This is a genomic window from Aeromonas sp. S5(2024), assembly GCF_041403025.1.
GTDB lineage: Bacteria > Pseudomonadota > Gammaproteobacteria > Enterobacterales > Aeromonadaceae > Aeromonas > Aeromonas hydrophila.
On sequence record NZ_JBGLRI010000001.1, the window covers coordinates 402404 to 416511 of the forward strand.

11 protein-coding genes are annotated in these 14108 nt (G+C 64.1%); 4 read left to right on the plus strand and 7 right to left on the minus strand.

Translation table 11 applies throughout. The features are described from left to right. Positions 1-70 precede the first annotated feature (70 nt). Positions 71-1453, minus strand: a complete 1383-nt coding sequence (locus ACB032_RS01880; protein WP_371137220.1) for a TAXI family TRAP transporter solute-binding subunit — start codon at positions 1451-1453, stop codon at positions 71-73. 262 nt (positions 1454-1715) lie between these two features. Then, entirely contained in the window at positions 1716-2852 is a 1137-nt protein-coding gene (locus ACB032_RS01885) for a MalY/PatB family protein (protein ID WP_049047436.1), read from the minus strand. Between the two features lie 161 nt (positions 2853-3013). On the opposite strand from ACB032_RS01885, the gene ACB032_RS01890 reads away from it, so the two are divergent. After that, on the plus strand, positions 3014-4186 hold the full coding sequence (locus ACB032_RS01890) for an MFS transporter (protein ID WP_005303290.1): 1173 nt from the start codon (positions 3014-3016) through the stop codon (positions 4184-4186). Between the two features lie 65 nt (positions 4187-4251). On the opposite strand, the gene ACB032_RS01895 is transcribed toward ACB032_RS01890, so the two are convergent. Together ACB032_RS01895 and ACB032_RS01900 are read right to left on the minus strand one after the other, a co-directional pair. Next, positions 4252-5136 (minus strand): LysR family transcriptional regulator, encoded by an 885-nt coding sequence (locus tag ACB032_RS01895; RefSeq protein ID WP_011706897.1) that lies wholly within the window; start codon positions 5134-5136, stop codon positions 4252-4254. A gap of 99 nt (positions 5137-5235) precedes the next feature. Next, complete coding sequence (locus tag ACB032_RS01900; protein ID WP_371137221.1) at positions 5236-5991, minus strand: YciK family oxidoreductase; 756 nt, start codon at positions 5989-5991, stop codon at positions 5236-5238. A 233-nt stretch (positions 5992-6224) separates the two neighbouring features. Here ACB032_RS01900 and sohB point away from each other — a divergent pair, with 233 nt between their 5' ends. Continuing rightward, complete coding sequence (sohB, locus tag ACB032_RS01905) at positions 6225-7232, plus strand: protease SohB (protein ID WP_042065667.1); 1008 nt, start codon at positions 6225-6227, stop codon at positions 7230-7232. Between the two features lie 86 nt (positions 7233-7318). Here the strand turns inward: sohB and astB are convergent, their stop codons facing one another. Further along, positions 7319-8656, minus strand: a complete 1338-nt coding sequence (gene astB, locus ACB032_RS01910; RefSeq protein ID WP_226032130.1) for an N-succinylarginine dihydrolase — start codon at positions 8654-8656, stop codon at positions 7319-7321. A 361-nt stretch (positions 8657-9017) separates the two neighbouring features. Here astB and topA point away from each other — a divergent pair, with 361 nt between their 5' ends. Then, positions 9018-11639: a type I DNA topoisomerase gene (gene topA / locus ACB032_RS01915; protein WP_118880722.1), complete on the plus strand. Its 2622-nt coding sequence runs from the start codon at positions 9018-9020 to the stop codon at positions 11637-11639. 114 nt (positions 11640-11753) lie between these two features. Further along, a complete protein-coding gene (locus ACB032_RS01920; protein WP_005303277.1) occupies positions 11754-11921 on the plus strand; it encodes a hypothetical protein in 168 nt (55 codons plus the stop codon). Positions 11922-11936: 15 nt separating this feature from the next. On the opposite strand, the gene ACB032_RS01925 is transcribed toward ACB032_RS01920, so the two are convergent. Both ACB032_RS01925 and ACB032_RS01930 read right to left on the minus strand, forming a co-directional pair. Continuing rightward, complete coding sequence (locus tag ACB032_RS01925) at positions 11937-12293, minus strand: MGMT family protein (RefSeq protein WP_024944134.1); 357 nt, start codon at positions 12291-12293, stop codon at positions 11937-11939. 67 nt (positions 12294-12360) lie between these two features. Then, entirely contained in the window at positions 12361-13914 is a 1554-nt protein-coding gene (locus ACB032_RS01930) for a PAS domain-containing methyl-accepting chemotaxis protein (protein ID WP_203134037.1), read from the minus strand. Positions 13915-14108: the final 194 nt, after the last annotated feature.

The following is a 14108-nucleotide window of genomic DNA, read 5'->3' on the forward strand; positions in this document are numbered from 1 at the left end:
GCCCGGCCGATATCGAAACAAAAAGAGGCCACCCTTGGGTGGCCTCTTTCGTTGTGGCTGTTTGGCGGCCTTACTGGGCAGGCGCGCCGTCCCCGGTCGGTGAGGCGGTGCTTGGTGCGGCCGCTGCTGTCGATGCCGGTTCGGCGGGGACCGGCGAGGCGGGTTGCTCCCCGCTCATCACGGCAGAGGGGCTTGGCGCGGCCGTGCCCGTCAGCTTGCCGCCCTGTTCCACGGCGGCCCCTTCGAGCACGGTACTGGCACCCGGTTCGGTGGCTGCGGCCGCCGAGGGGGTCGGCAGCAGGGCGCCAGGGGTCTGCCCGGACGAGGTAACAGGCGCGCCTTCCGGGGAAGGGGCGCCCGTCTCGCCGGCAGGTTGTGCCGTGTTTTCACCGGCGGGGCGTTCCACTTCGGTGGGCTGCGCCGCTGAGGTTGCCAGGGCTTCCGAGGTGGCCGGAGCCGGGTTCAGGGTCTCGGGCAGCAGGGCGAGCGGGGCATCCGCCATGCCGGCGTGGCGCGGTACTTCCGCCTCGCCCTGCATTCCCTCCAGGGTAAGGGCGGTGAGGGCCGGATGGAGGCGGGTGAACTGCTTGAGTCGCCCGCTCAGCACGTCGCGCACGGTGCGCACCTCGCCCTCGGGCAGGCTGGCCAGCGCCACCAGCTCGGCGGTGACAGCGAAGGTGTTGACGCCGCTGGGCTGGCCCGGGTAGAGGTTGGCGCCGATGCGGCTGCGCTGATAGTAGGGATGCTGTTTGAGCAGCGCGTCGACCTGCTCCCCTTCGATGGGGATGAGGCGCGCCTTGCAGCGGCCGGTGAGATCGCCGATGGCCTGATTGGGGTGGCCCGCCACCACGAAGGCGGCGTCCAGGGTACCGTCACAGAGCCCCTCCAACCGGTTGTTGGCCGCGGCGGGGATGACGGGGGCGAAACTCTTGGCCTGCCAGCCCATGGCATCGAGCAGGGCCTGGCTGGTGATGTGCTCGCCGGAGCCCGGATTGCCCAGATCGACCCGCTTGCCCTCGATGTCGGCCAGGGTGTTGATGTTGCTGTTGGCGCTGGCGAGCAGGGTCAGCGACTCCTGATGAAGCCGATAGAGGCTGCGCAGCTGGTCGTCGGGCGCCTGACCCATGAAGGGGCCGGTGCTGTGGGCGGCGTGGTGCACCACATCGGACTGCACCAGCGCCAGCTGCACTTTCCCTTGATGCAACGCCTTCAGGTTGGCAAGGGAGCCGGAGGTGCTCTGCACCGAGCAATGCAGGCCATGGCTGGCCGTCTCTTCATTGAGCAGCCGGCAAATGGCGCCACCGGTCGGGTAGTAGACGCCGTTGAGGGGCCCAGTACCGATGGTGAGATAGGCAGGCGTGGCTGCCTGCAGGGGCAGCGCCAGGGCCGCCGCCAGCCAGGGCAGGGTGCGGCGAAGCAGGGTCGGCAGAGGGTGCAAGGCTGGTTGGGGCATAGTGAACCGGATCAATGGCTGATAAAAGGGATTGGGCTGGCCCATCCCGGTTGGCATTCGGCCGCGCCAGCAGCTGGCTGCGGCACTGCGCCGTATTCGGCGCCATCGACATCCCGGGTTGCGGGGCCGTGGCGGCATGTCGCCAAAATATACCCTATTGCGATCGGATACGGATCTGGCTGACTTCAATATATTGCGGGGCCGGCGGCTGCCGGCCCCGCCACTGCCCATATGATGAGGCCATGGGGGAAAACGCGCGTGATCAGCGCGCCAGAATGGCCTTCTCCATGCGGGCCAGCGCCTCGACGAGGCGAGCCCGGGTGCAGCCGAAGTTGAGCCGCACGAACTGGCCGTCACCAAACTGGGCACCGGGGGAGAGCCCCACCCCGGCCTGCTCGAAGAAGGCGATGGGGTCGTCCAGCCCGAGCGCGCTCATGTCGATCCAGGCGAGGTAGGTGGCTTGGTGGCGCGCCAGCTTGATGCCGGGCCAGCGGGCGACCGCCTGCTCGATCAGGGCGAGGTTGGCGGCCAGGTAGTCGAGCTGTTCGCTGAGCCACTGCTCGCCCCCTTCATAGGCCGCCTCTGCCGCCACGAAGCCCAGCAGGTTGACGTCGGCACTGATGCCGCGCATCGCTTGCTGCAGCTTGAGGCGCAGACGGGCATTGGGCACCACCGCGAAGGAGCAGCAGAGCCCGGCGATGTTGAAGGTCTTGCTCGGGGCCATCATCACCGCCGAGCGCTCGGCCGCCGCCGGGCTGATGGCGCCGTAGGGGATGTGGCGGGCGTCCTTGTCCAGCAGCAGGTCGCAGTGAATTTCATCGGAGCAGATCACCAGGTTGTGGCGCTCGGCGATGGCGTCGATGGCCAGCAGCTCCTCGCGGGTGAACACGGTGCCGCCCGGGTTGTGCGGGTTGCACAGCAGCAGCAGATCCGCCGCCGGCGCCTGGCGCTCCAGCTCCTCGATATCCAGCACCCAGCGACCGGCCTCTTCCACCATGGGCACGGTGAGCAGCGGCCGGTCGTTGAAGCCCGGCGCCTGCAGGAAGGGGTAGTAGACCGGCTTGGGAGTGATGATGCCACGGCCGTGCTGGCTCCAGGCCTTGCAGGCGAGGTTGAGACCGGGCACCACGCCGGGCAGGAAGACGATCCACTCGGGCTGGATGGTCCAGCCATAGCGGCTGGCCAGCCGCGCGATGATGAGTTCGATCAGCCGGGGAGAGGGGCGCGAGTAGCCGAAGATGCCGTGGGCGACCCGCGTCGTGAGGGCCTCGATGACGGCAGGGGGGGAGACGAAGTCGGTGTCGGCAACCCACATGGGCAGCACGTCCTGTCCCTTGTACTTGTCCCATTTCAGGCTCATGGTGCCGCTGCGATCTATTTCCCGGTCAAAATCAAACATGTGAAATCCTTATGCTGGCCAGTGGGCTTTCACTGTACGGGGTCGGGGACGGGGTCGCAAGCCTTGAGGTGGCTCTTGATAATGACATAAAATAAGCGACGCCATTTCATGCACTTGCCGAATTTTGGCCAGTTTTCTTCCCTCCAATCAGTGGTAATTCTATGCGCTTGCTGACCGCCGCTCGCAACAGGACGGATCCCGTCTCCCTCTCTTTTCTGGCCGTGACCTTTATGACCGGGGTGGCGGTGGCACTGCAGGTGCCCACCTTGAGCCTGTTCCTGGCCGAGGAGGTGCAGGTGCGCCCCTTCCTGGTGGGGCTCTTCTATACCGTCAACGCGGTGATCGGCATCCTCATCAGCCAGTGGCTCGGCCATCGTTCCGACAACAAGGGGGATCGCAAGCGGCTGATCCTGCGCTGCTGCTTCGCCGGCGTGGTGCTCTCCCTGCTGTTTGCCTGGAACCGGCAGTACTGGCTGCTGGTGAGCCTGGGGGTGTTGCTGGCAAGCCTGGCGGCGACCGCCAGCCCCCAGCTGTTCGCGCTGGCGCGGGAATACGCCGACAGCCGCAACAAGCGGGCCGACATGTTCAGCTCGGTGCTGCGGGCCCAGTTCTCGCTGGCCTGGGTGATCGGGCCACCCATCGCCTTCGCACTGGCCATCGGCTACGGCTTCGAGGTGATGTACCTCGCCTCCGCAGTGGCCTATCTGCTCTGCGCCTTCGTGGTGTGGCGCTGGCTGCCCTCGCTGCCGCTGCCGGTGATGGACAGCGAGGTGGAGCGGGTCAGCAGCTGGCGGGATCCGTCGGTGCGGGCGCTCTTCATCGCCTCCACCCTGATGTGGACCTGCAACAGCATGTACCTCATCAACATGCCGCTCTACATCACCCGCGAGCTGGGGCTGGAGGAGAAGCTGGCCGGGGTGCTGATGGGCACGGCGGCGGCCCTCGAGATCCCCTTCATGCTGTTGGCGGGCCACTACACCCAGCGCTTTGGCAAGCGCCCCATGATGCTGCTGGCGGTGCTGGCCGGGGTCGGCTTCTACGTGGGGCTGGTGACCCTGTCGAGCCAGCATGCCCTGATTGCGCTGCAACTGCTCAACGCCATCTTCATCGGCATCGTCGCCGGCATCGGCATGTCCTACTTCCAGGATCTGATGCCGGGTCGCGCCGGGGTGGCGACCACCCTGTTCGCCAACAGCATCCGCACCGGCTCCATCATGGCAGGGGCTATCGCCGGGACTGTGGCGGAGATCTGGAGTTTCCACGGGGTCTTCATGGTGGCCATGGGCCTGGCGCTGCTGGCATTGGCCGCCTGCTGGCGGGTGCCGAACGTCTGAAGCTGAAAGGGTGAGGGGCGAGCGGGTCGGCCCGCCTCAATGTCTGATGGCGGCGGGGAGGCGCTCTAGCGGTCGTTGTCGTTCTGGTATTCGTTGCGCAGGCAGCGCAGCAGCAGTTCGGTGGCCGGGCCCAGCGCGTCGGCCGACGGAGTCAGCAGATAGGTATAGAGGTGGCGCTCGTTGCCGCTCGCCAGATCCAGCGGTACCAGGGCGCCGCTTGTCAGCTCCTCCTGCACCAGGTGGCGCGGCAGCCAGGCGTAGCCGAGGCCGAGCTTGAGCATGGCGATCACCTCGTGATAGTGGGTCGCCTTCCAGCCGGTGTCGTCCGCGTCGTTCCAGTCCACCGAGCGGTGAATGGGGGGATGCAGGCTGATCTGGTTGTGGCTGGCCAGCTCCTCGGCGGCGATGGCACCGCCCTGAGTGGCGAGCGGGTGCTCGGCCGAGCAGAGCGGCAGCAGGCACACCTCGTCCAGCGGCAGGCCGGTGCGATCGTGGGGCAGGTGTTCGGAGAGCATCAGATCCCCTACCTGCAGGGCGTTGAAGTGGCAGTGGATGCGCTCGTGCAGATTGACCCGGCAACCCCGGCTGCGGGGATAGAAGTGGGCCAGTGCCCGATAGAGTCGCTCGCGCGGCTGCAGCACCGACACATAGAGGTTGATCTGCGGCTCCCACTGCCGCTCCAGGTTGTTGGCCAGGTTCTCCAGCTCTTCCACCTGCTGGCTGAGCTGACGGGCCCGCTTGAGGAAGATCTCCCCCGCCGGCGTCAATACCGCCTTGCGCCCTCTCACCTCCAGCAGAGCCACACCCAGACTCTGCTGCAGCTTGGCTACCGCATGATTGAGAGAGGATTGGCTCTTGTTCAGCGCCTCGGCGGCCTGGGCGTAGCCGCCACAGTCCACCACGGCCTGAAAGATCCGCCATTGCTCAAACGTGCTCTTGGGACGAAACATATCTCAACCTGATAAGGGAGCGGATGTTGCAACAGGGTGCCGACGGCACCCTATTGAATGTAACCCCATGCAGCGCAGGGTTGCGGTTATTTTGTTGATTTATTTGGGCTGTGCCACAAAGGTCTGGCCGGTTTTGCCCCGGCTGTCCGCGCCCATCAGATAGAGATAGAGCGGCATCAGGTCGGCCGGGGTCTTGAGGTTCATCGGATCTTCGGCCGGGAAGGCGCTGGCCCGCATCTTGGTGCGGGTGCCGCCCGGGTTGAGGGTGTTGACCCGCACACCGGTATTTTCCAGCTCGTCCGCCAGCACTTCCATCATGCCTTCGATGGCGAACTTGGAGATGGCATAGGTGCCCCAGTAGGCGCGGCCCTTGCGGCCCACACTGGAGGAGGTGTAGACGATGGAGGCATCGCCCTGCTCCTTGGCGGTCTGGCGGATGAGCGGCAGCAGCGCCTGGGTCAGCAGGAATTCGGATTTGACGTTGACCTGCATCACCTCGTCCCACTCCTGCTCCTGGATGTGTTCGAACGGTGACAGGGTGCCGAGTAGGCCGGCGTTGAACAGCACGCCGTCGAGGCGGCCGAACTGCTGGGCGAAGGTCTCGGCCATGCCAAGGTAGTGGCTCTTGGTGGCGCCTTTGAGATCCACCGGCACGATGGCGGGCAGCGGGTGGTCGGCCGCCTCGATCTGGTCGTAGACAGCCTCCAGCTTGGCGCTGGTGCGGCCGAGCAGGATCACGGTGGCGCCGTGGGCCGCATAGGTGAGCGCCGCTTCGCGGCCGATGCCGTCACCGGCACCCGTGACCAGAATGACCTTGTCCTTGAGCAGATCCCGGGGGGCCTGATAGTTGAACATGACAACTCCTGTTAACAATTCGTGGCAGATGCGCGCGGCAAATAGAGGGGCAAGTGTACTGATCCCGCACGGCGTTTGACCAGTATGAGATGGCAAAAATGTGAATAAATCAGAGGGGTTGTGATTGTCGATTGGCATTTTTGACGGGTTGACGCAGAGTTTTTGCGCACACCGGGCAAACTCCCTAGAATGTGAAAAAATCGTCCCCCCGGGGCACACCAGTGGAGCATCAAGTGGCATTTTTGACCGAATACGGCCTGTTCCTGGCCAAGACCCTCACCCTACTGCTCGCCATCGGCGCCGTCATCCTGATGGTGGTGAGCAGCCGTCAGCCCAAATCTCGCAAGGGGGAGCTGGTGGTGACCGATCTCTCCAGCGAGCTGGAGCAGGGACGTCACCAGTTGCAGGCCGCGCTGGCCGGCAAGGCTGAGCGCAAGCAGCTGGAGAAGGCGCGCAAGGCTGAGCACAAGGCTCGGGCCAAGAGCGAAGATGCGCGCAGCCGGTTGTTCGTCATCGATTTTCACGGCAGCATGGATGCCAAGGAGGTGGCCTCCCTGCGTGAAGAGGTGAGCGCCGTGATAGGGGTGGCCCAGCCGGGCGACGAAGTGCTGCTGCGGCTCGAATCCGGCGGCGGCGTGGTACACGGCTACGGCCTTGCTGCTTCCCAGCTGCAGCGGCTGCGGGATCGTGACATCAAGCTGACCGTGGCCATCGACAAGGTGGCGGCGAGCGGCGGCTACATGATGGCCTGCGTGGCGGATCAGATCCTGGCGGCGCCGTTTGCCATCGTCGGCTCCATCGGGGTGATCGCCCAGCTGCCGAACTTCAACAAGCTGCTCAAAAAGCACGACATCGAGTTCGAGATGCACACCGCCGGCCAGTACAAGCGTACCATCACCATGTTCGGCGAGAACGACGATCAGGGGCGCGAGAAGTTTCGCGAGGAGCTGGGCGCCATTCACGAGCGCTTCAAGGCATTCGTGGCCGAGCACAGACCCAACCTCGACATCGACAGCGTCACCACCGGCGAGCACTGGCTGGCGAGCCAGGCCAAGCAGCTCGGGCTGGTGGACAGCCTCTGCACCAGCGATGACTATCTGCTGGCCCAGGCCAGCCAGCACAAGGTGGTCGGCATTCGCTACAGCAAGCCAAAGAGTCTGACCCAGAAGCTCGGCCAGCAGGCCGCCGTGGCGCTGGAGTCCGGTCTTGGTCGGCTGTGGCAGCAGGGCCCCTGGCGCTGAGTCAGGGCAACGTAAAATCAAATAAAAAAAGCCGGGCACTTGCCCGGCTTTTTCATTGGGTCGGCGCTGCAGGCCGATGGCGCGTCTCAGCGCTGGAACGGGTAGACGGAGCCGAGTTTGAGGATCTGGGTCAGCTCGTCCAGCGCGGTGCGCGACTCCATGACCAGCGCCGGATCCCGCAGGTCGTCCAGTGCCAGGCTGTCGCGGTAGTGGCGATCGACCCAGCCATCGAGGCGGGCAAACTGGCTGTCGGTGATGAGGCAGGCCGGGTTGATCGCAGCCAGCTCGGTGTCGTTCATGGCCACCCGCAGCCGCAAGCAGGCGGGGCCACCGCCGTTGCGCATGCTCTGCTTCACGTCCATGTAGTGCACCCCCTTGATCGGGGTTCCCAGGGTCACCAGCTTGGCCAGATAGGCGGACACCGCCGGGTTGTCGCGACATTCGGTGGGGGCGATGATCGCCATCTCACCGGAAGGCAGGGTGAGGATCTGGGTGTTGAACAGATAGGACTTGACCGCATCCTGCACCGACACTTCGGCAGTTGGCACCTCGATAAAGTGCAGCTCGCCGTCGCCGAACTTGGTGCGCACCTCGGCCAGCGCCGAGGCGGTATTGAGAAACGCCTGTTGGTGGAAGAACAGCACGTTCTGGTTGCCCACCGCGATCACGTCGTTGTGGAACACCCCCTGATCGATGACATCCGGGTTCTGCTGGATGAAGACCGCGCTCTCGTCCCCCAGGCCGTGCAGGCGGGCGATGGCCTGGCTCGCTTCCAGGGTCTGGCGGGCCGGGTAGCGTTTGGGGGCGGGCTGGGAGACGTCGAAGGCGCTGCGGCCATAGACGAACAGCTCGACCCCGGACTCGCCATAGGCGCGGCACAGACGGGTGTGGTTGGCGGCTCCCTCGTCACCGAAGTGGTCATTCTCCGGCAGGTGCTGATGGTGATAGAAGTGGCGGTCGTTGTTGAACACGGCGCGCAGGATGCGGCCGGTCACCTCGGGTTCGAGGGAGCGGTGAAACTTGTTGGTCAGGTTGGCGGGGGTGAAGTGGATGCGGCCATCCTGGGTATCGGCACTCGGGGAGACGGTGGCGGCGTTGGCGGTCCACATGCTGGAGGCCGAATAGCAGGCGGCCAGCACGGCGGGGGCCTGTTTGGCGGCCTGGGCCAGCACGCTGGCATCGTTGCCGGTGAAGCCCAGGCGGCGCAGGGTGGCGAGATCCGGTCGCTCCTGCGGGGCCAGCACTCCCTGGGTCATGCCGAGCTCGGTCAGTGCCTTCATCTTGCGCAGACCCTGCTTGGCCGCCTCCTTCGGATTGGACGCCTCCTTGGCATTGTTCTGGGAGGCGACGTTGCCATAGGACAAGCCGGCATAGTTGTGAGTCGGGCCGACCAGGCCGTCGAAGTTGACCTCGAAGTGCTTCATTGAGTACATCCTTTCGATTTTTATATGGGTAGCGGTTCCTTCCGCGCACAATGCTGCGGGATGCAGCCATTATAAGGAGATTTTGTCTTTTGTAACAAGATGATAACGAAACTGGTTTGTTATGTTACAAGAGCGGTTGGTTATGTCGTTTCAAATATAAAAAGAGGGTGGATATAGCATAAAAATAAAAAAGCGGTTGCTTCCCGCGGCTCGGCTTCGCATTAATAAATAAAGAAACAAAGTGGTTCGGGCTGCCGGGCAAATTTGCTCACAAGATTGCTTTTTCCCGTCAAATCTCTTATACAGCCCCACAAAACCGCACACCAACCCCGTCGGGTGCAATGAGGATAATAGTTACAGCATGGGCAAATCACTGGTCATAGTGGAGTCTCCGGCCAAGGCCAAGACCATCAACAAATATTTGGGCAAGGACTACGTGGTGAAATCCAGCGTCGGTCACGTGCGCGATCTGCCCACCAGCGGCAGCGCCAGCAACGAGCCCAAAAAACCTGTCATTCGCGGCATCAAGCTGAGCGAAGCAGAGAAGGCTGCCAAGGATCGCAATGCCCTGTTCTCACGGATGGGGATCAATCCGACCGCAGGCTGGCAGGCCAACTACCAGATTTTGCCCGGCAAGGAAAAAGTGGTCAGCGAGTTGCAGAGTCTGGCCGAGAAGGCCGACACCATCTATCTCGCAACCGACTTGGATAGAGAGGGAGAGGCGATCGCCTGGCACCTGCGCGAAATCATCGGCGGCGATGACAGCCGCTACAAGCGCGTGGTGTTCAACGAGATCACCAAGACCGCCATCCAGGAGGCGTTTGCCCAGCCATCCGAGCTGAACATTCACCGCGTCAATGCCCAGCAGGCCCGTCGTTTCCTCGACCGGGTGGTAGGCTACATGGTCTCTCCGCTGCTCTGGAAGAAGCTGGCCCGCGGCCTTTCCGCCGGTCGGGTACAGTCCGTCGCGGTGCGCCTCATCGTCGATAAAGAGCGCGAAATCAAGGCGTTCGTACCGGTCGAGTTCTGGGATCTCAACGCCGATCTGCTGACCGCCGACAAGAGCGATCTGCGGATGGAAGTGGTCAGCCGCAACGGTGCCGACTTCAAGCCGGTGACCCAGGCCGAGACTTTCGCCGCCGTGGCCGCCCTGGAAGGGGTCGACTACAAGGTGGTGAACCGGGAAGACAAGCCGACCGGCTCCAAGCCGTCCGCCCCCTTCATCACTTCTACCCTGCAGCAGGCAGCCTCCACCCGGCTGAGCTTCGGGGTCAAGAAGACCATGATGATGGCCCAGCGTCTCTATGAAGCGGGTTACATCACCTACATGCGTACCGACTCCACCAACCTCAGCAAAGAGGCGGTCGAGGCGGTGCGGGAATACATCGGCGAGCAGTATGGCGCCGCCTACCTGCCGAGCGATCCGAACCTGTACGGCGCCAAGGCCAATGCCCAGGAGGCCCACGAGGCGATCCGTCCCTCCAGCGTGCTGGTGACCGCCGAAATGCTGGAAGGGATGGAGCCGGACGCCATGCGGCTGTATGACCTCATCTGGCGTCAGTTTGTCGCCTGTCAGATGACGCCGGCCCAGTACGACTCCTCCACCCTGACCGTCAAGGCGGGCGAGTTTGAGCTCAAGGCGCGCGGTCGCACCCTGCGCTTCGCCGGTTGGACCAAGGCGCTGCCGCCGATGGGCCGCAAGGGCGAAGACAGCCAGCTGCCGGCGGTGACCGTCGGCGAGATCCTCAAACTCGTCAAGCTGGATCCGCGCCAGCACTTCACCAAGCCACCCGCCCGCTTCACCGAAGCGGCGCTGGTACGCGAGCTGGAGAAGCGCGGCATCGGCCGTCCGTCTACCTACGCCTCCATCATCTCCACCATCGTCGACCGTGGTTATGTGCGGGTCGAGAGCCGCCGTTTCTTCGCCGAGAAGATGGGTGAGATCGTCACCGACCGGCTGGTCGAGAACTTCGTCGAGCTGATGAACTACGAGTTCACCGCCAAGATGGAAGACAAGCTCGATGGCATCGCCGAAGGGAGCCTGGAGTGGAAGAAGGTGCTGGATGCCTTCTACGCCGAGTTCACTCAGGAGCTGGAAAAAGCGGACAAGGCGCCGGAAGAGGGGGGCATGCGTGCCAACCAGATGGTGCTGACCGACATCGACTGTCCGGATTGTGGCCGCAAGATGGGCATCCGTACCGCCACCACCGGGGTGTTCCTCGGCTGTTCCGGCTACGCCTTGCCGCCGAAAGAGCGCTGCAAGAAGACCATCAACCTGGTCTCCGCCGACGAGTTCGTCTCCGCCACCGACGGTGAAGAGGCCGAAACCGAGGCGCTGCGTGCCAAGCACCGCTGCACCATTTGTGGCACCGCCATGGATGCCTACATCATCGACGACAGCCGCAAGCTGCACGTCTGTGGTCGCAACCCGGATTGCGATGGCTACGAAATCGAAAAAGGCCAGTTCAAGCTCAAGGGCTACGAAGGGCCTAGCATCGAATGTGACCGTTGCGGATCCGAGATGCAGCTCAAGAACGGCCGCTTCGGCAAGTACATGGGTTGCACCAACGACACCTGCAAGAACACCCGCAAGATCCTGAAAAACGGTGATATCGCGCCGCCGAAGGAAGACCCGGTCCCGCTGCCGGAGCTCAAGTGCACCCAGTCCGACGCCCACTTCGTGCTGCGTGACGGGGCGGCCGGCCTGTTCCTGGCCGCCAGCAACTTCCCGAAATCCCGCGAGACCCGTGCGCCCCTGGTGGAAGAGCTCAAGCGCTTCAAGGAGCGTCTGTCGCCCAAGCACCAGTATCTGGCCGATGCCCCGGCGTCAGATCCTGACGGAAACCCCGCCATCGTGCGCTTCAGTCGCAAGACCAAGGAGCAGTACGTGATGACCGAGGTCAACGGCAAGGCGACCGGCTGGACGGCGCACTACGACAACGGCAAGTGGCAGGAGAGCCTGGCCAAGTCGAAGAAGGCGTGATTGCGCGCAGTTCACACTCTGATGAAAGAGGCCCCTCGCAGGGGCCTTTTTGTTTTCGGATGGCGGTATACTGAAACCGCTGCAAGGATGGCAGCGCTGGACACGGAGGTTGTGATGGAGATTAACGAGATCCGGCCGGGAATGACCTGTCTGACCCGGGAAGGAACCGCCTATGTGCTGGAAGTAGACAAGCAGAGTCTGCTGGTGCTGCTGCAGCGGGAGTACGAAACCATCCCGGTGCAGGTGCGCAGCGACGAGATCCTAGCCCCCATCACCCGGTGAGGCGGGCCGCCATCGTCAAAAGGGCAGGAGAAACAGCAGCTCGGCGAGGTCGGGCTGCCACTGCCACTCCCGCATCCTGACCCGCCCGCCAATCACGGGCACCCCCTCTTCCTGCAGCAATCCCGCCTGTTTATCAAAGCCTGCCGACCCCTTGGGCAGTGAAATGGTGCCCGCCGCGCCCAGTACCCGGTGCCAGGGCAGCACCTTGTCGGTCTCCCGCAGCACCTTGCCCACCAGCCTGGCTCGACCGGGCAGCCCCGCCAGATCCGCCACCTGGCCGTAACTCACCACGCGACCGGCCGGGATCAGGGCGAGGATCGCCTCGATGCGGGCAACCTTGTTCAGTGGGGCAGGGGTCGATTCCATTCTCATCCGGATCACTCGTCAATAACGACAGAAGCGCCATTGTGGCGCTTCTGTCGGGTGGCTGGCAAATGGGTCAGCCGAAGGTCTGGCTGAGCCCCTTGAGCTGCTTGGCCCGCTCCAGCAGCTCCTGACTGGAGTCGTCGACCTCCTGCATCTTCTGGCTGTTGGCGTGGGAGTACTCGGAGATCTGGTTGATGCTGCGGCTGATGTCCTCCACCACCGTCTGCTGCTGCTCGGCGGCGGCGGCGATCTGGGTGGAGAACTCGGTGACCAGCTCGATCTCCTGAAGCACGGTATGCAGGCTGCTGGAGCCCTGGCGGGTCATTTCGGCGCATTCGCGGGTCTGCTGCAGGTTCTCCTGCATCATCCCCTTCCAGCGGCCCAGGGTGTGCTGGATCTGCTGGATGCTGCCCTGGATCTGCTCGGTCGCCTTGTGGGTACGGGTCGACAGGGTCCGCACCTCGTCGGCCACCACCGCGAAGCCGCGCCCCTGCTCGCCGGCCCGGGCCGCCTCGATGGCGGCGTTCAGCGCCAACAGGTTGGTCTGGTCGGCGATGCCCTGGATCTCCCCCATCACGCTGCCGATCCGCTCCGACTCGCTGGCCAGCTCCACCGCCGAGTTGAAGGCGAGCTCTGCCTGTCTGGCGAGCTGCTCGATGCGCTGCTCGGTCTGGGCCAGCTGCTTGTCCGTGTGCTGGCAGCGGCTGCGGGCCTCGCTGACCTGACCGTTGGAGTCCTGGATGTTGCGGGCAATCTCGTGGGCCGTGCTGGCCATCTGGGTCATGGCGGCGGCCATCTGCTGGGTCTGGGCATCCTGCTCGTTGATGTCGAGGCAGGCCTGATGGGAGGCCTGTTTCAGGTTGGTGGCCAGGGTCTGCAACGGATTGGTCGCATCGTTGACCCGCCCCAGCACGGTGCGGATGCGAGCCTGCAGCATCTTGATGTGAAAGTCGGCGATGGCGCCGGGGCCGTCCCCTGAGTAGACCAGCCGGGTCAGGCTGTCGTATTCGCGACCCAGCTGCTGCAGATAGAGCGGCAGGGCGAAGAGCTCGCGCCAGTAGGTGCCGCCGATGAGCAGCAGGGGCAGCAGCATCAGCAGGGCTGTCGTCGGGCCCTGACTGCTGGCGGCCCAGCCCAGCAGGCCGAGCAACAACAGCGCGAGCAGTGGCAGGCGGGCACGGGCGAGGGAGGGGAGGCGGCTGCTGGTGCCGCGCTCCGCCTTGAGCAGGGCCTGGTAGGTCTGGCTGGCGATGCGCTTGAGCTGGGGATCCGGCTTGCAGCGCACCGACTGGTAGCCGCTGATCCGGTTGCCCTCGTAGATGGGGGTCACATAGGCATCGACCCAGTAGTAGCGGCCATCCTTGCAGCGGTTCTTCACCATGCCGCGCCAGGGTTTGCCCTCCTTGAGGCGGGCCCAGAGATCGGCGAAGGCGGCCTTGGGCATGTCGGGGTGGCGTACTAGGTTGTGATTGTGGCCGACCAGCTCCTCGACGGGGTAGCCGGCGATGCGGCAGAAGGCGGGGTTGGCGTAGGTGATCACCCCGCGCAGATCCGTGGTGGAAACCAGTTGTTCGTCGGCAGGAAACTCCACTTCGCTGTCCAGGGTATGGACGTCTCTGCGGGCCATAGGAATACGCTCCGATGTTCTTGTTGATAACTTTGTCGTTGTTATTGTGGCAGATCTGGAGGTGGCTGCTGGCTCGCGCCAGCAGGCGGCAGACCGGCTTCATAGGGGGCTGAATTTTGCCAACAATGGCGGATGAATGGTAGGGGCAAGTTGATGTTTTGTTGGCGAATCGTAAAAAAAAGGCGGCCATCGGG

Coding starts and splice junctions, on each gene's coding strand:
- ACB032_RS01920 (WP_005303277.1), top strand. CDS start 11,754: ATGGAGATTAACGAGATCCGGCCGGGAATGACCTGTCTGACCCGGGAA.
- ACB032_RS01930 (WP_203134037.1), bottom strand. CDS start 13,914: ATGGCCCGCAGAGACGTCCATACCCTGGACAGCGAAGTGGAGTTTCCT.
- ACB032_RS01885 (WP_049047436.1), bottom strand. CDS start 2,852: ATGTTTGATTTTGACCGGGAAATAGATCGCAGCGGCACCATGAGCCTG.
- ACB032_RS01900 (WP_371137221.1), bottom strand. CDS start 5,991: ATGTTCAACTATCAGGCCCCCCGGGATCTGCTCAAGGACAAGGTCATT.
- ACB032_RS01880 (WP_371137220.1), bottom strand. CDS start 1,453: ATGCCCCAACCAGCCTTGCACCCTCTGCCGACCCTGCTTCGCCGCACC.
- ACB032_RS01925 (WP_024944134.1), bottom strand. CDS start 12,293: ATGAGAATGGAATCGACCCCTGCCCCACTGAACAAGGTTGCCCGCATC.
- ACB032_RS01895 (WP_011706897.1), bottom strand. CDS start 5,136: ATGTTTCGTCCCAAGAGCACGTTTGAGCAATGGCGGATCTTTCAGGCC.
- topA (WP_118880722.1), top strand. CDS start 9,018: ATGGGCAAATCACTGGTCATAGTGGAGTCTCCGGCCAAGGCCAAGACC.
- ACB032_RS01890 (WP_005303290.1), top strand. CDS start 3,014: ATGCGCTTGCTGACCGCCGCTCGCAACAGGACGGATCCCGTCTCCCTC.
- astB (WP_226032130.1), bottom strand. CDS start 8,656: ATGAAGCACTTCGAGGTCAACTTCGACGGCCTGGTCGGCCCGACTCAC.